The organism is Micromonospora sp. NPDC050276 (genome assembly GCF_044459545.1).
Classification (GTDB): domain Bacteria; phylum Actinomycetota; class Actinomycetes; order Mycobacteriales; family Micromonosporaceae; genus Micromonospora.
The window spans coordinates 145,996-162,434 of sequence record NZ_JBITJA010000011.1 but is presented as its reverse complement, the minus strand read 5'-3'; the positions used below and the strand labels follow the sequence as shown (position 1 = coordinate 162,434).

Sequence of the window (16,439 nt, the reverse complement as noted above, 5' to 3'; positions counted from 1 at the left end):
CAGTCAACCCGAACCATCCTCGCCCGGGGCGGCGGGGGCGGGACGAGTGTTTTCGGCGACCCCGTCCGCGCCGCGCCGTCCGTCAGGCGGTGGTCACTTCGTCCGAACCGGCAGACCCGTCGGGCCTGCGCCCTTCAGCGAGGCGGTCACCGTACGGTCGCTGAGCCACAGGTAGCAGCGGACGCCCCGATCACCGACCTTCCAGCGCCCCGCCCCCGGCGGTCGGACCACCACACCGCTGCGAAAGCGCAGCTGGGCATCGTCGGGTACGCCCGCGTACCGGGCGAGGACGCTGCGACAACCCGTGTAGAGCGGCAACCAGTCGGCCTCCCGGGTCGGGTACGCCGTGTCCGGTGCGCGCCACACCCCGACGAACTCGGCGTCGTGCTGCTTGCCGCACTCCACCGGGATGAGCGTCTGCACACCCCGGCCCGAGCCCTCGCGGGTCTGCTGGCAACCGAGCCGCAGCCCGCCGGGGGTCTTCAACGCGTCCCGCAGACTGCCCGACCGGACCACCACGGTGGCCGCCGCCTCGACCGTGGTCAGCTCGGTGAGGTCGCACCGGAACCACCGGGAACCCGCCGCCCAGCCCGGCCCGTTGGGCAGCGCCACGGACAGCCGCAGCCGGCCCGACCGCCAGTCGTCACCCACGTAGCCGGTCGCCCGGGTGTCGCACTCGGCGAACGCGCCCCGCAACTCCGCCGAACCGGTCGCCGGGGCGGTCGTCCGCTCTACCGGGAACGCCCCCACGTGCACGGTCTCCAGTCGGTGCGGGCCGGCGCAGTCCACCGGCTCGTAGGAAGCCAGGCTGACCAGATCGGTGAAGTCGGCGGCGTGACACACACCGGCCGCCGGGGTGAACGCCGACGGTGCCGGCAGCGCCGCCCAGTCATCGGTCAGATCGCCGTCCAGGCCGCCGGACCCGGCGCAGCCCACCAGCAGCACTGCCGTCACGGCAGCGGCGAACAGGGTCGTCATGGCACGGCGCATCGCGGCCTCCCCCAGCCACCGACCGGCTTCCGCCAGCGTGCCCAGGGTAACCGGAAATGACCTTCCGGTAACAGACCGGAATCGCGGTACGCGGGATCAGACTCCGGACACGGCCAGCGGGCTGGGCACCGGGTTCCCGGCCGTGCCCGGCGCGGCCGCGGCCGGATCGGCACCCAACTCGATCACCCGGTTGTCGGCGTCGACGTGCACCACCCGGGGCCGGTAGGAGCGGGCCTCGGCGTCGTCCATCTGCCCGTACGAGATGAGGATGACCAGGTCACCGGGGTGCACCAGGTGCGCGGCGGCGCCGTTGATGCCGATCACGCCGCTGCCCCGCTCGCCCGGGATCACGTACGTCTCCAGCCGGGCGCCGTTGGTGATGTCCACGATCGCCACCTGCTCGCCGGGGAGCAGATCGGCGGCGTCGAGCAGGTTCTCGTCCACCGTCACCGAACCGACGTAGTGCAGGTCGGCCTGGGTCACCGTGGCCCGGTGGATCTTCGACTTGAGCATGGTCCGCAGCATCGGGGTGGCCTTTCGCGGGATTGGTGGCGGATGGCGCGGCCGGGTCAGGGGCGCGGGGCGAGGTGGATCGCCGCGTTGTCGATCAAGCGGGTGGTGCCCACCCAGGCGGCGATCACCAGCCGGGCCGGCCCGGACACTGGCCCCGGCTCCAACTCGGGATCGGTGAGCACCAGGTAGTCGAGGCGGGCGCCGGGCGTACCGGCACCGAACGCGGCGTGCGCGGCGGTCAGCACCGCCCCCACGTCCAGGCCGTCGTCTGCGGCCCGCGCACCGGCCCGCAGCGCGGCGGACAGGCTCAGCGCGGCGGCCCGTTCCGGCTCGCTCAGGTAGCGGTTGCGGCTGGAGAGCGCCAGCCCGTCCGGCTCCCGGACGGTCGGCACGCCGACCACCTCGACCGGCACGTCCAGGTCACGGGTCATCCGCCGGACCAGGGTGAGCTGCTGGTAGTCCTTCTCACCGAAGAACGCCAGGTCCGGCTGGGTGAGCTGGAGCAGCTTCAGCACCACGGTGAGCACCCCGTGGAAGAAGCCGGGGCGGCTCGCGCCCTCCAGCTCCCCGCCGAGCGGCCCCGGGTCGAGGCGTACGCGGGGTTGCCCGTCGGGGTACATGTCCGCCACCGACGGGGCGAAGACCACGTCCGCGCCCGCCCGCCGGCACACCTCCAGGTCGGCGTCGAGGGTGCGCGGGTAGCGGTCGAAGTCCTCGTTCGGCCCGAACTGCAACGGGTTCACGAAGATCGTCACCAGCACGTGGTCGGCCTGCTCGCGGGCCGCGCGCAGCAACGTCTCGTGCCCGGAGTGCAGGGCACCCATGGTCATCACGACCCCGACCGTGCCCTTCAGCCCGGCCCGGGCCTGCGCCAACTCGGCACGCGTGTGGACAAGCTCGGTCATGCGGCCACCTCCCTACCGCTGTCGGCCAGCACGCCGAGCAGCGACTGTGCGTCCACCGGTCGGAGCCGCCCGGCGGCGATCGCCCGGTCGGCGGTACGACGGGCCAACGCCAGGTACGCGGGGACGGATTCCGGCGCGGTGGCCGCCAACCGGGTCAGGTGCCGCTGCACGGTGCCCGCGTCGCCACGGGAGACCGGGCCGGTCAGTGCGTCGTCGCCGAGCCGCAGCGCGTTCTCCAGGGCAGCCCGCAGCAGCGGGGCGAGGACCTTCTCGGGCCGGGACACCCCGGCGTCCCGCAACCGGTCGGTCGCCTCGTTGACCAGGGTCACCAGGTGGTTCGCGCCGTGCGCCAGTGCGGCGTGGTAGAGCGGGCGATCCGACTCGGCCACCCACTCAGGCACGCCACCGAGGTCGGCGACCAGTCGGGCGGCCAACGGGCGCAACTCCGCCGGGGCGGTCACCCCGTACGAGATGCCGTCCAGCCGGGCCAGGTCGTCCGGCGTACCGGTGAAGGTCATCGCGGGGTGCAGGGCGAGCGGTCGGGCGCCGGCCGCGACAGCCGGTGCCAGCACGGCCAGTCCGTGCGCCCCCGAGGTGTGCACGACGAGCTGGCCCGGGTGCAACGCCCCCCGCTCCGCGAGGTCGGCCACCACGCCGGCCAGGGCGTCGTCCGGTACCGCGATCAGCAGCAGGTCGGCGGCGGCGTGGGCCACGGTGACGACCGGGCGGCGGGGCACCTCGGGCAACAGCAGGGCGAGGCGGGCGCGGCTGGCTCCGGAGCCGCCGGAGACGGCGACCACCCGGTGCCCGGCGGCGGCGAGCGCGGCACCCAGCACGGCACCGACCCGGCCGGCGCCGACGACACCGACGGTGAACAGACGGGAGGTGGCGCGGGCGCCGGGAACGGCGCGATCCCACGATGCGGCAGGCCCCTGTGGGGCGGCCGGACGCGGGCGCAACGGTGCGCTCATGACGACGATCCAGTCCTCGAGAAGGGGTACCGGTCGATCGCAAGTATGCGCTCGGCCCGCCGAACCGGGACAAGCATGTGTGAAAACCTTCACCACCCCCGGAAGTGCCCTCGCCACAGTCCCCGACCGCTCAGCAGCGCCGCCCACCAGCGCGTTCCCGCGACCACCTTGATCAAGTGCTGGAAAATAGGCGATCGGATCGTTACTGACCTACTTTTCATCACCTGATCACCGCATGATGCACCCTGAACCCGGAGTGAACTGAGATGTCGATCCCGTGGAGAGACGCGATGAGCCAGGCCCTCTACGGGCCGGACGGCTTCTTCGTGGCCGGCAGCGGGCCGGCCGACCACTTCCGGACCAGCGTGCACGCCGCCCCGGCGTTCGCCGCCGCGCTCCTGCGCCTTGTCGCGGAGGTGGACTCTGCGCTCGGCCATCCACCACGGCTCGACGTGGTCGACGTCGGGGCTGGGCGTGGGGAGCTGCTGGCGTCCGTCCGGGTTGCGGTGGGGGTTTCCGGGGAGCCCGCCCACTCCGGGCGGTCAGGCTTAATCCCTCCGTGGTCGGGCTCCCCGGAAACCCTGACTCCCACGGCCTCCGCCCATCGGTCGTCGGAGGAGCCGTCGTTGGTCGCCGCCCGCCCGTCGCTCGCGGAGCGGGTCCGCTTCACAGCAGTCGAGTACGCCGACCGCCCCGAAGACCTGCCCGAAGAAATCGGCTGGGTGTCCGAGATCCCAGATCAGATCAACGGGGTGTTGATCGCCACCGAGTGGCTGGACAACGTGCCACTGGACGTGGCCGTGCACACCGAGGACGGCTGGCGATACGTGCTGGTTGAGCCCGAGAGTGGTGCCGAATCGACTGGTGAGCTGGTCAGCCCGGCTGACCTTGATTGGCTCACGACGTGGTGGCCCAGCGCCGCGAGCCATTTGCGTGCGGACAGTGACCCGGAACGAGGGCTGACCTCGACGGGCGCGACAAGCGGAGACGAGTCGGGTTTCGGGGAAGCCCGGCCGGCGGAGGGATCAAGCCTGACCGCCCGGAGCCGGCCGGGCTTCCCCGAAACCCCCCACAGCGACCACCGCGCAGAGATCGGCAGACCACGGGACGAAGCCTGGGCCAACGCGGTCGGAAAGGTCAGCCGAGGGCTGGCGGTGGCCGTGGACTACGGGCACCTGAGAGAGAACCGGCCCGTCGACGGGACGTTGACCGGGTACCGGGGCGGGCGGCAGGTGCCTCCGGTGCCGGACGGGTCGAGCGATGTCACCGCGCACGTGGCCATGGACTCGGTCGCCTCCGCTGGTGCGGCGGTCGCCCGGTGCGCGTACTCCCTGGTCTCGCAGCGGGAGGCGCTGCGGGCGCTCGGGGCCGACGGCGGGCGACCGCCGCTCACCCTGGCCGGCACCGACCCGGCCGGTTACGTGCGGGCGCTGGCCGCCGCGTCGGCGGTGGCCGAGCTGACCGACCCGGCCGGGCTCGGCGGGCACTGGTGGCTACGCCAGCCGGTCGGCATCCCGCTCGGGCCGGCCGTGGCACGATGACGGGCATGACCACCGACGCCGGGGCCCTTCGCGAACTGACCGTCGGCACCGGGGCCGGCCTGGTCGCCGGCACCGGTGATCAGCAGCTCGGCACCGACATGGTGCTGAACATCGGTCCGCAGCACCCGTCCACCCATGGCGTGCTGCGGCTGAAGCTGGTCCTCGACGGCGAGCGGGTCGTCTCCTGCGAGCCGATCGTCGGGTACATGCACCGGGGCGCGGAGAAGCTCTTCGAGGTGCGTGACTACCGGCAGATCATCGTGCTGGCCAACCGGCACGACTGGCTCTCGGCGTTCTCCAACGAGCTGGGTGTGGTGCTCGCGGTGGAACGCCTGATGGGCATGGAGGTGCCGGAGCGGGCCACCTGGCTGCGGATGGCTCTCGCCGAGCTGAACCGGGTGCTCAACCACCTGATGTTCCTCGGCTCGTACCCGCTGGAGATCGGGGCGATCACGCCGATCTTCTACGCGTTCCGGGAACGGGAGACCATCCAGGCGGTGATGGAGGAGGTCTCCGGCGGCCGGATCCACTACATGTTCAACCGGGTGGGCGGCCTGAAGGAAGAGGTGCCGTACGGGTGGACCGGCCGGGCCCGGGCGGCGATCGGCGAGGTACGCCGCCGGTTGCCCGACCTGGACCGCCTGATCCGGCGTAACGAGATATTCCTGGCCCGTACCGTCGGCGTGGGTGTGCTCTCCGCCGCGGACGCCGCCGCGTTCGGCGCGTCCGGGCCGGTGGCCCGGGCCTCCGGGCTCGACCTGGACCTGCGCCGCGACGACCCCTACCTGGCCTACGACGAGCTGGACGTGCCGGTGGTCACCAAGACCGCCGGGGACTGCCATGCCCGTTTCGAGGTGCTGCTCGACCAGGTGTACGCGTCGCTGGACCTTGCCGAGCAGTGCCTCGACCGGGTGGACCGGCTGACCGGGCCGATCAACACGCGACTGCCGAAGGTGCTCAAGGCTCCGGAGGGGCACACGTACGCCTGGACGGAGAACCCGCTCGGCATCAACGGCTACTACCTGGTGTCCCGGGGCGAGAAGACACCGTGGCGGTTGAAGCTGCGCACCGCCTCGTACGCGAATGTGCAGGCGTTGGCCACCCTGCTCCCGGGCTGCCTGGTCCCCGACCTGATCGCGATCCTCGGCTCGATGTTCTTCGTGGTCGGCGACATCGACAAGTGACGCGAGCCGCCTGACCGGTCACCGCCAGCGGTCGGTGGGCGGCGCGCCGCCGGCACGCGGTACGTCGTCTGCGGGCGGGTAGCCGTAGCGCTCGTCGACCCGCCGCCGGCCGGTTCGCTCCGGTACGGGTTCCGCCTGGTGGCCACGCTGGCGCGGTGGGCGCCACTCATCCGGAACCGGCACCCCGCCCACCGGCAGCGCCGGCCGTTCCGGCTCGGCCCGCCAGCCACCGTCGGGGTCATGCCGGGGGTACGACTCCCGCTCCCCGTACCGGCCGGCGTCGCCGTACCGGCCGGCGTCGTCGTAGCGGCCGGCGTCGTCGTAGCGGCGGGGCTCCTCGTACTGGCCGGGGTCCTCGTAGCGGCCGGCGTCGTCATACCGGCCGGCGTCCTCGTGGCGGCGAGGTTCCTCGTGGCGGCGAGGTTCCTCGTGGCGGCGGGGTTCCTCGTGGCGAACGGCGGCCCAGCGGTCGGCCACCCGGTACTCGGTGCCGGTGGCGTCGGCGTGCACCTCGGCCCGGCGCTCGCCGACCCGCAACTCGCGGCCGTTCTCGTCGTCGCGGACGGCGGCCCACCGGTCACCGGCCCGCAACTGTGACCAGTACTCGCCGGTGTCGTCGGCCCGCAGCGGCGGCCCGGGCTGCGGCGCTGCGGCGCTCGCCCGATCACGCTGCTCCGACCAGCCGCGATCGTCCGGGCTGTCCCAGGAGTTCGGCGCCGGCCGGTCCGGTGTGCGGTGCGACCGGGCCGCCGCAGGGGTCTCGTCGGGCTGGGCGTACGCGTCGCGCCGATCCGTCCACTCCGGTTCGTCGCGGCGGCCCGTCCAGCCCGGCTCGTCGCCATACCCGGTTCTGGGCCGCTCCTCCGGCTCGCTCCGGGCTCGGCCGGCCGGGCGGGGGCGCTCGTCCGCGCCGCCGCCACGGGTCCACTCCTGCGCGGGCGGGGTCCACTGGCCGGCGTACCCGCCGCCGTAGCGCGCAGCCGGCTCGGCCGGGCCACCGTCCACCACCGTGTGCCGGGTGGTGACGTGCACGGTCTCGGTGTGCCGGACCACGCCACCCGGTCGGTGCGCCGACTCAGGGCGTTCGGGCTCCCGGGGGCGGGCGGCGCCGTACACCCCGGCGGTGGCTGGTGGCTCGGCCACGTCCCGTGCGTACGCCGGCTCGTCGTCGTCCGTCTGCCCGGACCGACCCCACCGGGGCGCGTCGTCGGGGCCGGACACCCGAGCACGGCCGGGCGGCGCGTCGCCCGGCACCGGAACCCGGCTACGGGCCACCGGCGCGTCGTCCACCGGCGGCTCGACGGCAGCCACCCGCGCCCGCCCGGCGCCCGCCGGCTCGGCGGCGGGGGCGGCGCCGGCGAGGGCGGCACCGCTGGCATCGAGCCGACGGCGCACCGCGGCGATCCCCTCGTGGGCCCGTTGCGCCTGGTCGAGCGCCTGGTTACCGCGCTGGGCGGCAGCCACGATCTCGCTGCGCAACTCCCGCCGCAGTTGCTCGATCTCGTCCAACAGCTCGTCGGCCCGCGCCGAGTCGCCCTCACCGTCGGGCCGCAGCGCGATGGAGAGGCCGATCAGCACCACCGCGAGAATGGCGAGCACCGCGGCGAAGCGCAGCGGACCGTTGCCGTCGGCCACCAGCAGGATCAGCGCCGCCACCGGCGCGAGAGCGACGCCCGCCCAGAAGAGCATGGTCAGCAGCGGTGGTTGACGCCGGGCGTCAGAGGTGGCCGGGGCTGGCATGGATGTGCAGCCTACCCACGATGTCCATTGGAGGGAACGGGGTCCCCGGGACGTGCGGACGCCCCCGCCCGGTCGGGGGTGGGGGCGTCCGCAGCACGTTCCGAGAGGGTTCAGCTGGTGGCGAAGGCCCCATCCGAGGAGAAGATCAGACCCACGCTGATCGATCCGTCGCGCAGCCCGCTCTTGGTCAGCGGCCCACCCTGGTCCAGCGAGGAGAACTTGCCCACCGACAGCCCGTACGTCTTCTCCAGGCCCGGCTTGCAGAACGGACGCTGCTCGCACTCCGGCGGGCCACCCAGCACCGTCGCGCTGCCGGAGCACTTCGCCGCCAGCTCGGAGAGGGTCCGTACGCCGTACTTGTCGGCGAAGGCCTGGGTCACCGCGAAGGCGTTCTGGTCCTGAGCGGCGGCCGGGGTGCCGAAGGTGAGGCCGGCCTTGTCGCCCTCGGCCTTCAGCGCGGTCACGGTCGTGTTGATGTCGGGCGAGGAGACCGGCTGGGCGTTCTGGCCGTTGGCCTTGGTGTTGAGGAACTCGGCCATCGTCGCCGCGTACTCCGGGACGACCTGGATCTCGCCCTTCTCCAGAGCCGGCGCGTAGAGCTCCCGGTTGCCGATCTGCTGCACCTTGACCTGGTAGCCGGCCGCGGTGAGCACGATCCGATACAGCTCGCCGAGCGTCTGACTCTCGGCGAAGTTGCCGGCACCCACCGTGATGTCGCCGCCGGGGCCCTTGGCGATGCCCGCGGTGAGGTTGTTGGCGCTGGCGAACTCCTCGGCCGCCACCTTCGGGGTCTTGCGGTCCTCGTTCACCGCCTTGTTGAGCTGGATCAGCTTCGGGGTGTCGAGCGCGGCGGAAACCTTGTCCAGTGCGGCGATCAGCTGCGGATTGGCCGCCTTGCTGTTCACCGCCGGGATGACGTTGTCGGAGTTCTGGAGCTTCTTGTCGTCCTGAAGAGCGATGAGTTGCTGGCCGGCGACCGGGGCGCACCCGGCGCCGGAGGCGCTCGTCTGGGGAGCGTCGGTGCCGGACGAGCCGGCGTCCCCGCAACCGGTGAGAAGCGCAGCCCCGGCGATGGCGCTGACAGCCCCGATCGCCATACGTGTACGTGCGCGCATGTGCCCGCCTTCCGTGTCCCGGCGCGGCCCGTCCCGGGCCGGCCGCGTGTCCGACGGGCGATCCTGACTGTCGGTCGCCCGCGAATATCCACCCAACATGCTCCGCAACCGACCGACAACTTGGGATGGACTTCGTCACCCCATCGTCACAGATTGGTCGGGCGTGGGCCGCCGGCTCGACGCAGGCGCACCCGGACGGGTCAGGCGCTGCCGGTGGCGTCGGCGGCCCGGGGCCGCCCGAGGCGCTGCCGCCCGCGCCGCAGCGGTTTGGGGGTGACCAGCCGTTCGACCCCACCGAGGATCACCTCGGCCAGCAGCGCGAGCCCGGCCACCAGCACTCCGCCGGCGACGATCTGGCCCCCGCCGGCGGCGATACCGATACCGAAGCCGGTCCGGATGATCTGGCCGAGGCCGCCGCCGTTGACGAAGGACGCCAGCGCCGCGGTCGCGATGACCTGAACCGCCGCCGTCCGGAACCCGGCCGCCAGGTAGGGCACCGCGAGCGGCAGCTCCACCCGACGCAGCAACTGCCCGCCGGACAGACCCATCCCCCGGGCCGCGTCGCGGGCCTCCGGGTCCACCTGCCGCACCCCGGTGTACGCGTTGGCCAGCAGCGGCGGCACGGCGAACACGGCCAGCGCCACCACGACCGGTGTCTTTCCGAAGCCGCTGGCGAAGACCACCGGCAGGATGGTCAGCAATGCCAGGGTGGGGATGGCCAGGGTGGCGTTGGAGATCAGCACCACGAGACCGCCACCTCGGCCGAGGTGCCCCAGCCAGAGCCCGAGCGGCCAGGCCACCAGGCAGCCGAGCGCCACCGCCAGGGCCGAGATCGTCAGGTGCTCGCCGAGCCGGTCCAGCATCCCGCCGGGGTTGGTCCAGTTCAGTGGGTCGTTGATCCAGGTGATCGCCTGCCCGATCGGGTTCGCCGCGACGGTCACCGTGCCCTCCGGGCGGACCAGGGGGTCACCAGTCGGGCGACCAGGATGAGCAGCAGGTCGAGCACGACCGCGAGCGCCACGCAGAGCAGTGCGGCAGTCATGATCTCGGCCTTGTAGAGGTTGTTCTGGAAGCCCGCGAAGATCAACTGCCCGAGCCCGCCGTGCCCGACCAGCACCCCGACGGTGACCAGCGCCACCGTCGAGACGGTCGCCAGCCGTACGCCGGTCACGATGCCCGGCAGCGCCAGCGGCAGGTCGATCCGGAACAGGCGCCCCCACCGGCCGTAGCCCATGCCCTCGGCCGCCTCGCGAACCTCCGGAGGCACCTGGTTGAGGCCGGCCACCGCGTTGCGCACGATCAGCAGCAGCGCGTAGAGGACCAGCCCGACCAGCACCGTCGTCGCGCCGGTGCCCAGGTAGGGCGCGATGAACGCGAAGAGCGCCAACGACGGGATGGTGTAGACCACGCCGCTGACCGCGAGGATCGGACCGGCGAGCGGACGGACCCAGTACGCCAGCACGGACAACGGCAGGGCGATCAGCACCGCGATCAGCACCGCCCGCCCGGTGAGGGAGGCGTGTTCGCGCACCGCGGCAAGGATCGTGTCAGAGTTGTCCCGCACGTACTGCCAGGAGAACCAGGGGTTACCCGGGTCGGCCCGGTAGCTCAGGCGGAAGGACATACGTGGACGTTACCCCGGAGGCCGCCAACGTGGCCCAGTCCCCTCGCGCGGCCTCGATCTCCCTGAAGGGCATCCAGAAGCGCTATCCGAACGGCACCGAGGCCGTCCGGGACCTCAGCCTGGATGTCCGGGCCGGCGAGCTGGCGGTGCTGATCGGCCCGTCCGGCTGCGGCAAGTCGACGGTCCTGCGCATGATCAATCGCCTGATCGAGCCGACCGCCGGCCGCATCACGCTCGGCGACGAGGATGTCACCGACGCCGACCCGGTGCGGCTACGCCGTCGGATCGGGTACGTGATCCAGAACGTCGGCCTTTTTCCACACCAGACGGTACGGGCCAACGTGGCCACCGTGCCGGGTCTGCTCCGGTGGCCCAAGAGCCAGACCCGGGCCCGGGTCGACGAGCTGCTCGACCTGGTCGGGCTGGACCCGGCCGACTTCGGTGGTCGCTACCCGCACGAGCTGTCCGGTGGTCAGCGACAGCGGGTCGGGGTGGCCCGGGCGCTCGCCGCCGACCCGGTGGTGCTGCTGATGGACGAGCCGTTCTCGGCCGTCGACCCGATCGTCCGGGCCCGCCTCCAGGAGGAGTTCCTCCGCCTCCAGGCCGAAGTCCGCAAGACGATCGTGCTGGTCACCCACGACCTCGACGAGGCGGTCCGACTCGGTGACCGGATCGCGGTGCTCTCCGAGGGCGGGCACCTGGAGCAGTACGACACGCCGGCCGCACTACTCGGCGCGCCCGCCACCGAGTTCGTCCGCGAGTTCGTCGGCGCCGACCGGGGCATCCGCCGGCTGGCGGTCACCCCACTCGACCGGGAGTCGCTGGAGCCGGTGCCCGAGGGCGCCGCGGCGGACCTGCCCACCGTCGCCGTGGACGGCTCGGCGTACGACGCGTTGGCGGTCCTGCTCACCTCGGGCCGGGATCGGCTCGTCGTGACCGACGCCGGCCAGCCGGTGGGCGCACTCAGCCGACAACGCCTCCTCGACCTCGGCCGCCCGACCAGCTGACCGACCTCGGTCGGATCAGGCGCGACCACCGAGGCTGGCGGTGCCGACGATCCACCCGGTGAGGAAGCCGTAACCGGCGCCGGTGCTGGCGCCCTGCAACGCACCGAGCAGTGACGGTGCCGGGCCGAGCAGCGCCGCCAGCACCGCGGCGAGCCCGGCGGCCAGCACGTACGCGGCCCAGCCGGAGAAGAACTGGCTGACCGGGCCGGGCACCCGGGCGACCTGGGCCGCCGGCAACAGGTAGAGCAGTGCCACCGCGAGGACCACCAGTAGTACGGCCCGCAGGTCGGCGGCGAACAACCCGCCAGCCTGCCCGTCCGCGTCGAGCCGCCAGGCCGGCCAGGCGAGCAGACGCGCGTAGAACGCGCCGCCCGAGTCGGGGTCGGTCTGCCGGACGGCCCAGCCGGCGTACGCCGGACTGCCGCAGATGCCGACCAGCAGCAACACGGCCAGCGCGCCGGTGCCGGCGGCCGTGCCGTAGCGGCTGACCGGGCCGGAGCGGTGGAAGAACGACGCGATCCGCCCAGGCCCCGAACCGGTGGTCCGGGCGGACCTGGGCTGCCGGGAGCGGCTCAGTGCTTCATCAGGTAGTCGATGAAGGCGGCCCGCAGCAGCGGCGCCGACTCCTCGTAACCGTGACCGGTCAACTCCCGCCACAGCGCGTTGGCCTCGTCGATCGTCGGGCCGATCGAGTTCGGGGCGCCGTCCAGCACCGTGGCCTCGTCCGCGTTCGGCAGGTGGCGCAGCACCGACCAGTAGAAGCCCACGTCCCGACGCTCGCGGGCGAGGGCGAACGCCCGCTCCCGCAGCTCCTCGGTGGACAGCGCGTCAAGCTCCTCGAACGAGGTTCCGCCGGGGGTGGCGGCAGGTGTGTCGGTCATGTCGCCGAGCCTAACGGTCGAGATCAGCTCCGGCTCGGCGGACGCGACGCGGCTCACCGCTCGTCCGTGTCCCACCGACGCGGGCTGTCCTCCCAACGCGGATCCCGCCACGGGTCGACCGGCTGCGGCGCGGCCTGGGTCGGCAGCGTGGGAGGCCAGTTGTCGACCGACTGCGGCTGCGGCATGGTCCAACCCGAGCTGATCGTGCCGTCGCTGACCGGTTCGGGCTTGTCGGCGCTGCCCGGTCGGGGTCGCCCGAACGTCTCCACCAGCCGGGTGGCCAGCAGCCCGACGCCGAGGGCGGCCCCGCCGACCACCCAGTTGCTGAGCGTCCAGCCGCGCTCCGGGGCGTACACCTGGAAGACGGCGACCAGGCTGACCGCCAGCACCGTGCCGAACACGCCGCCGCGCCGACCGTACGCGCTGGTGCCGGCGAGCAACGCCACGCCGATCGCCAGCACCGTCCAGTCCAGCCCCGAGGTGGGCGCCACCGGTTCGGGATCGTTGGCGGCGAGCAGCACGCCGGCGAGCGCGGCGAGCACCGTGGAGACGACCAGCGCGACGGCGGTCACCACGGCCGCCACCGCGCCCCGTCGACGGGCGGGATCGGCGATCGGCCGGTACCGGCCGACCAGCCGGCGGATCGCCCGGATCGCGCCGAACAACCCGCCGAGGGCAGCCACCGCGGCGAAGCCGGCGAAGAGGTACCCGGCGTTGCGCCCGGGGTCGTAGTCGCCCTGCACGAGCACGGGCGCCGAGCGGCGTTCGATGAACACCACCACCGCAGCCGCGCCGGCCAGGCTGGCCGCCCAGCCGGGCACGTGCAGCACCACCACGGCCAGCGCCAGCGCGAGCCCGCCCACCGCGGCGACCGCAACGGCCGGGCCGATCGACGCCGGCAGACCCCGGTCGCCCTGCTCGGCGTAGTGCAGGGCGGCCGCGACCGCGACCGGGCCGACGGCCAGGTTCGGTGCGGCCGTACGCAGGCTCACCCCGGCGGCCAGGGCGAGCAACCCCAGCCCGACCGCGTCGATCAGCAGTGTGCGCAGGTTGCCGTCGCGCAGGGCGGCGGGGTCTTCCTGCCAGAGCAGCCAGCCCACGGCCGCCAGCCCGGCCAACAGCAGCAGCTCCCACCCCAGATGTACGCCGATCCGATCCCGGCCGGGCTCACCGTGGGTGGGGTCGTCGAAGACGTTCTCCAGAACGGCGGACGGCACCCCCGACGAGGGCTCGGCCGACCGGTCCCGGCCCGCTTCTTCGTACCCCATGACGCCGCCTCCCCAGTGGCCGGCCGTCTCCAGTCCGGCGCGCGGACGGACCCCGGGCGGCCCTTGCTCTCCGATCGCAGGCACCGTACCCGCGCCCGGAGCCGGGCGTAACCCCCTGCTCAGCGCTGGCCGGGGCGGCTCTCCCGTGGGTCCTGCTCGCGTTCGTCGTCCGGTCGCTCCGGCACCCGGCAGGAACGCTCCAGCCACAGCGCGGCGCCGACCAGGGCCAGCGAGGCGAGCAGACCCCCACCAGCGGCCGGTCGATCGTCCAGCGCGGCGCGGGTGGTCTCCACGAAGAGCCAGCCGGTGAGCCCCGCGTAGAAGCCGGCGAAGATCGACGCGGCCAGTGCCGACGCCTTGGCCAGCACCACGAAGCGGGCAACCATCAGCGGGTTGACCGGCTCCCGGCCGGGCTTGCGCTCGATCCGGCCCCGGGTGTTGATCGCGGCGTACGCCTCCAGCACGGCGAGCCCGGCCAGGGTGACCACCGGCAGCCAGGGCAGTCGCGGAATCCCGCTGTAGTAGAGGGTGCTGATCAGCAGCCAGGCCACCGCCGCAGCGGCCAGGCCGGCCACGACCAGGGTCGAGATCCGGGTGGGGCCCATCCGAGACCCGTCCGGGCCCGACCCGCGGGGTGGAGGCTTCGCCTGCGTCATGCCGGCCGGTTCCGCTCGGTCATGCCGTCGACTCTAACGCCAACTCCGGCCGGGGACGCAGTTCCAACGCCTCGTCCGCCGCGGGACCGGTGGTCAGCAGGTCGGTCAGCCAACCGTGACCGGGCAACCGACCGTACGGCTGGATGTCGATCCACGGGCGCAGCACGAAGGCGCGCAGGTGCGCCCGGGGGTGCGGCAGGGTCAGCTCCTCCTCGTCGCTGAGCACCGGCTCGCCGTCGTCACCCCAGACCGCGATCACGTCCACGTCCAGGGTGCGCGGCCCGAACCGCCGCTGCGGGTCCCGGACCCGGCCGGCCGCGCGCTCCGCGTCGCGGGCCCGGTCCAGCCAGTCGCGCGGGGTCGCGGTCTCGTCCTGGACCAGCACCACCGCATTGAGGTACGCGGGCTGTTCGGTGTCGCCCCACGGGGGAGTCTCGTACACCCCGGAGAGCACGAGCACCGTGTCGCCCAGCGTGGCGACTGCCGTGCGCAGGTGCTCCAGGCGGTCGCCCAGGTTGCTGCCGAGCGAGAGGACGGCCCGGGTCATCGGGCACGCGTCCGGGTCATGGTGACGGCCACGTCGGTGAAGGTGTGTGGCACCGGAGCCTCCGGCTTGTGCACGGTGATCGTGGCGGTGTCGACCCGCTCGTCGGCCAGGCAGACCGCGAGGAGTCGGTCCGCGAGGGTCTCGATCAGGTTGACCGGCTCGCCGGTCACCACCGCCACCAGACGTTCGGCCAGCTCGCCGTAGTGCACGGTGGCGGTGACGTCGTCGCTGGCCGCGGCCGGGGCGAGGTCCAGCTCCAGGACGGCGTCGACCACGAAGTCCTGCCCCTGTACGCGTTCGAAGTCGTACACCCCGTGCCGGCCGCGCGCCCGCAGGCCGGTCAACTGGATCCGGTCCGTCGTCATCGCCGTACCTCTTGCTCGTGGTCGTGTTGCTCGTGGTCGTGGAGCGCTCGGTGCTGGTCGTGTGGTGCTGCGGCGAGGCGCGGGCTGCCGGTCGCGGTCCAGACCGCGAGCGCGTCGGTGGTGGCCCGCACGTCGTGCACACGTACGCCCCAGGCCCCCGCGGCGACCGCCAGCACGCTGGTGGCCACGGTGGCCGCCTCCCGCTCGGCGGTCGGTCGCGGCGTGCCGTCCGGGGCGGCGAGCAACCCGCCGAGGTACGACTTGCGGCTGGCCGCGAAGAGCAGCGGGTAGCCGAGATCCAGCAGCTCCGGCAGGCGGGCGCTGAGTTCCCAGTTGTGCGCGGCCGTCTTGGCGAAGCCGAGCCCGGGGTCGACGATGAGGCGGTCGGCGGCCACCCCGGCGGCCAGCGCCTCGTCGATCCGTTGGGCCAACTCGGCCCGGACGTCGGCCACCACGTCGCCGTAGCTGGCCAGCTCGCGCATCGCACGGGAGTGCCCACGCCAGTGCATCAACACCCAGGGGCAGTTCGCGTCGCGGACCACGCGGGCCATGTCCGGGTCGGCCAGCCCGCCGGAGACGTCGTTGACCACCGCGGCGCCGGCGGCCAGGGCAGCCTCGGCCACCCGTGCGCGGCTGGTGTCGACACTGACCCGCACACCGGCGGCGGTCAGCTCGCGGATGACCGGCAACACCCGGTCGGCCTCGGTGGCGGCGTCGATCCGGTCGGCGCCCGGACGGGTCGACTCGCCGCCGACGTCGACCAGGTGTGCACCGGCGTCGCGCAGACGGACGCCGTGTCCGACGGCGGCGTCCAGGTCGGCGTACCGTCCGCCGTCGGAGAAGGAGTCCGGTGTGACGTTGAGGACGCCCATCACCACCGGGCCCGGGGCCCGCACCAGATCGGTCACGACTAGACGGTACCGGTCGTGGCAGCGGTGCCGAGCGACCCGGGTCGGCCGCACACCACCACCCCTGACGTGCCGATTAGAACAGGTGTACGATCGGTCATCCGGGCAGCATCCGACAGCCCCTTCGCGGCTTGTCGCAATCCGGGGCGGCCCGTACGCTTTGGAATTGGCCAGCATGGAGATGGCGAAGCTTGGAGGGAGGGCCGAAGCGGGGAAAATCCGCC

Annotated in this window: 18 protein-coding genes; 3 read left to right on the top strand and 15 right to left on the bottom strand. The window is 73.2% G+C overall.

Going from position 1 to position 16,439, the window contains the following annotated elements:
* Positions 1-93: 93 nt before the first annotated feature.
* The 4 genes from ACIBF8_RS23910 to ACIBF8_RS23895 all read right to left on the bottom strand — a co-directional run bounded on the left by ACIBF8_RS23910 (position 94) and on the right by ACIBF8_RS23895 (position 3,379).
* A complete protein-coding gene (locus tag ACIBF8_RS23910) occupies positions 94-990 on the bottom strand; it encodes a septum formation family protein (protein ID WP_396785736.1) in 897 nt (298 codons plus the stop codon).
* Positions 991-1,086: 96 nt separating this feature from the next.
* A complete protein-coding gene (gene panD, locus ACIBF8_RS23905; RefSeq protein WP_396785734.1) occupies positions 1,087-1,515 on the bottom strand; it encodes an aspartate 1-decarboxylase in 429 nt (142 codons plus the stop codon).
* A gap of 44 nt (positions 1,516-1,559) precedes the next feature.
* Positions 1,560-2,408 (bottom strand): pantoate--beta-alanine ligase, encoded by an 849-nt coding sequence (gene panC / locus ACIBF8_RS23900; RefSeq protein WP_396785732.1) that lies wholly within the window; start codon positions 2,406-2,408, stop codon positions 1,560-1,562.
* Complete coding sequence (locus tag ACIBF8_RS23895; protein ID WP_396785730.1) at positions 2,405-3,379, bottom strand: Rossmann-like and DUF2520 domain-containing protein; 975 nt, start codon at positions 3,377-3,379, stop codon at positions 2,405-2,407. The genes panC and ACIBF8_RS23895 overlap by 4 nt, the downstream gene beginning before the upstream one ends.
* Before the next feature lie 290 nt (positions 3,380-3,669).
* Here ACIBF8_RS23895 and ACIBF8_RS23890 point away from each other — a divergent pair, with 290 nt between their 5' ends.
* Complete coding sequence (locus tag ACIBF8_RS23890; RefSeq protein WP_396785728.1) at positions 3,670-4,920, top strand: SAM-dependent methyltransferase; 1,251 nt, start codon at positions 3,670-3,672, stop codon at positions 4,918-4,920.
* The gene (locus ACIBF8_RS23885; protein ID WP_396785726.1) at positions 4,917-6,104 is read left to right on the top strand and encodes an NADH-quinone oxidoreductase subunit D; all 1,188 of its coding nucleotides are present in this window, start codon (positions 4,917-4,919) and stop codon (positions 6,102-6,104) included. The genes ACIBF8_RS23890 and ACIBF8_RS23885 overlap by 4 nt, the downstream gene beginning before the upstream one ends.
* Positions 6,105-6,122: 18 nt before the next feature.
* On the opposite strand, the gene ACIBF8_RS23880 is transcribed toward ACIBF8_RS23885, so the two are convergent.
* The 4 genes from ACIBF8_RS23880 to ACIBF8_RS23865 form a co-directional block, all read right to left on the bottom strand.
* The gene (locus ACIBF8_RS23880) at positions 6,123-7,844 is read right to left on the bottom strand and encodes a hypothetical protein (protein ID WP_396785724.1); all 1,722 of its coding nucleotides are present in this window, start codon (positions 7,842-7,844) and stop codon (positions 6,123-6,125) included.
* A 110-nt stretch (positions 7,845-7,954) separates the two neighbouring features.
* Positions 7,955-8,959: a glycine betaine ABC transporter substrate-binding protein gene (locus ACIBF8_RS23875; protein ID WP_396785722.1), complete on the bottom strand. Its 1,005-nt coding sequence runs from the start codon at positions 8,957-8,959 to the stop codon at positions 7,955-7,957.
* A 200-nt stretch (positions 8,960-9,159) separates the two neighbouring features.
* Complete coding sequence (locus tag ACIBF8_RS23870; RefSeq protein WP_354969109.1) at positions 9,160-9,900, bottom strand: ABC transporter permease; 741 nt, start codon at positions 9,898-9,900, stop codon at positions 9,160-9,162.
* On the bottom strand, positions 9,897-10,583 hold the full coding sequence (locus ACIBF8_RS23865; protein WP_396785720.1) for an ABC transporter permease: 687 nt from the start codon (positions 10,581-10,583) through the stop codon (positions 9,897-9,899). Before ACIBF8_RS23865 ends, ACIBF8_RS23870 begins: the two co-directional genes overlap by 4 nt.
* Before the next feature lie 2 nt (positions 10,584-10,585).
* Here ACIBF8_RS23865 and ACIBF8_RS23860 point away from each other — a divergent pair, with 2 nt between their 5' ends.
* Positions 10,586-11,590, top strand: coding sequence for an ABC transporter ATP-binding protein (locus ACIBF8_RS23860; RefSeq protein WP_396785718.1), 1,005 nt, complete (start codon positions 10,586-10,588; stop codon positions 11,588-11,590).
* 15 nt (positions 11,591-11,605) lie between these two features.
* Here ACIBF8_RS23860 and ACIBF8_RS23855 read toward each other — a convergent pair whose 3' ends face one another.
* The 7 genes from ACIBF8_RS23855 to folP all read right to left on the bottom strand — a co-directional run bounded on the left by ACIBF8_RS23855 (position 11,606) and on the right by folP (position 16,215).
* Complete coding sequence (locus ACIBF8_RS23855; protein WP_396785716.1) at positions 11,606-12,037, bottom strand: hypothetical protein; 432 nt, start codon at positions 12,035-12,037, stop codon at positions 11,606-11,608.
* A gap of 125 nt (positions 12,038-12,162) precedes the next feature.
* The gene (locus tag ACIBF8_RS23850) at positions 12,163-12,471 is read right to left on the bottom strand and encodes a hypothetical protein (protein WP_184179324.1); all 309 of its coding nucleotides are present in this window, start codon (positions 12,469-12,471) and stop codon (positions 12,163-12,165) included.
* A 53-nt stretch (positions 12,472-12,524) separates the two neighbouring features.
* Positions 12,525-13,739, bottom strand: coding sequence for an ABC transporter permease (locus ACIBF8_RS23845; RefSeq protein ID WP_396785714.1), 1,215 nt, complete (start codon positions 13,737-13,739; stop codon positions 12,525-12,527).
* A gap of 119 nt (positions 13,740-13,858) precedes the next feature.
* On the bottom strand, positions 13,859-14,395 hold the full coding sequence (locus ACIBF8_RS23840) for a DUF3180 domain-containing protein (protein WP_396785712.1): 537 nt from the start codon (positions 14,393-14,395) through the stop codon (positions 13,859-13,861).
* 19 nt (positions 14,396-14,414) lie between these two features.
* On the bottom strand, positions 14,415-14,942 hold the full coding sequence (gene folK, locus ACIBF8_RS23835) for a 2-amino-4-hydroxy-6-hydroxymethyldihydropteridine diphosphokinase (RefSeq protein ID WP_396785710.1): 528 nt from the start codon (positions 14,940-14,942) through the stop codon (positions 14,415-14,417).
* Entirely contained in the window at positions 14,939-15,307 is a 369-nt protein-coding gene (folB, locus tag ACIBF8_RS23830) for a dihydroneopterin aldolase (protein WP_396785707.1), read from the bottom strand. Before folB ends, folK begins: the two co-directional genes overlap by 4 nt.
* A complete protein-coding gene (gene folP / locus ACIBF8_RS23825) occupies positions 15,304-16,215 on the bottom strand; it encodes a dihydropteroate synthase (RefSeq protein WP_396785705.1) in 912 nt (303 codons plus the stop codon). Before folP ends, folB begins: the two co-directional genes overlap by 4 nt.
* Positions 16,216-16,439 lie beyond the last annotated feature (224 nt).

Excerpts from the sequence above, each read along its gene's own strand:
- ACIBF8_RS23910 (WP_396785736.1), bottom strand. The coding sequence starts at position 990 with ATGCGCCGTGCCATGACGACCCTGTTCGCCGCTGCCGTGACGGCAGTG.
- panD (WP_396785734.1), bottom strand. The coding sequence starts at position 1,515 with ATGCTGCGGACCATGCTCAAGTCGAAGATCCACCGGGCCACGGTGACC.
- panC (WP_396785732.1), bottom strand. The coding sequence starts at position 2,408 with ATGACCGAGCTTGTCCACACGCGTGCCGAGTTGGCGCAGGCCCGGGCC.
- ACIBF8_RS23895 (WP_396785730.1), bottom strand. The coding sequence starts at position 3,379 with ATGAGCGCACCGTTGCGCCCGCGTCCGGCCGCCCCACAGGGGCCTGCC.
- ACIBF8_RS23890 (WP_396785728.1), top strand. The coding sequence starts at position 3,670 with ATGAGCCAGGCCCTCTACGGGCCGGACGGCTTCTTCGTGGCCGGCAGC.
- ACIBF8_RS23885 (WP_396785726.1), top strand. The coding sequence starts at position 4,917 with ATGACGGGCATGACCACCGACGCCGGGGCCCTTCGCGAACTGACCGTC.
- ACIBF8_RS23880 (WP_396785724.1), bottom strand. The coding sequence starts at position 7,844 with ATGCCAGCCCCGGCCACCTCTGACGCCCGGCGTCAACCACCGCTGCTG.
- ACIBF8_RS23875 (WP_396785722.1), bottom strand. The coding sequence starts at position 8,959 with ATGCGCGCACGTACACGTATGGCGATCGGGGCTGTCAGCGCCATCGCC.
- ACIBF8_RS23865 (WP_396785720.1), bottom strand. The coding sequence starts at position 10,583 with ATGTCCTTCCGCCTGAGCTACCGGGCCGACCCGGGTAACCCCTGGTTC.
- ACIBF8_RS23850 (WP_184179324.1), bottom strand. The coding sequence starts at position 12,471 with ATGACCGACACACCTGCCGCCACCCCCGGCGGAACCTCGTTCGAGGAG.
- ACIBF8_RS23845 (WP_396785714.1), bottom strand. The coding sequence starts at position 13,739 with ATGGGGTACGAAGAAGCGGGCCGGGACCGGTCGGCCGAGCCCTCGTCG.
- ACIBF8_RS23840 (WP_396785712.1), bottom strand. The coding sequence starts at position 14,395 with ATGACGCAGGCGAAGCCTCCACCCCGCGGGTCGGGCCCGGACGGGTCT.
- folK (WP_396785710.1), bottom strand. The coding sequence starts at position 14,942 with ATGACCCGGGCCGTCCTCTCGCTCGGCAGCAACCTGGGCGACCGCCTG.
- folB (WP_396785707.1), bottom strand. The coding sequence starts at position 15,307 with ATGACGACGGACCGGATCCAGTTGACCGGCCTGCGGGCGCGCGGCCGG.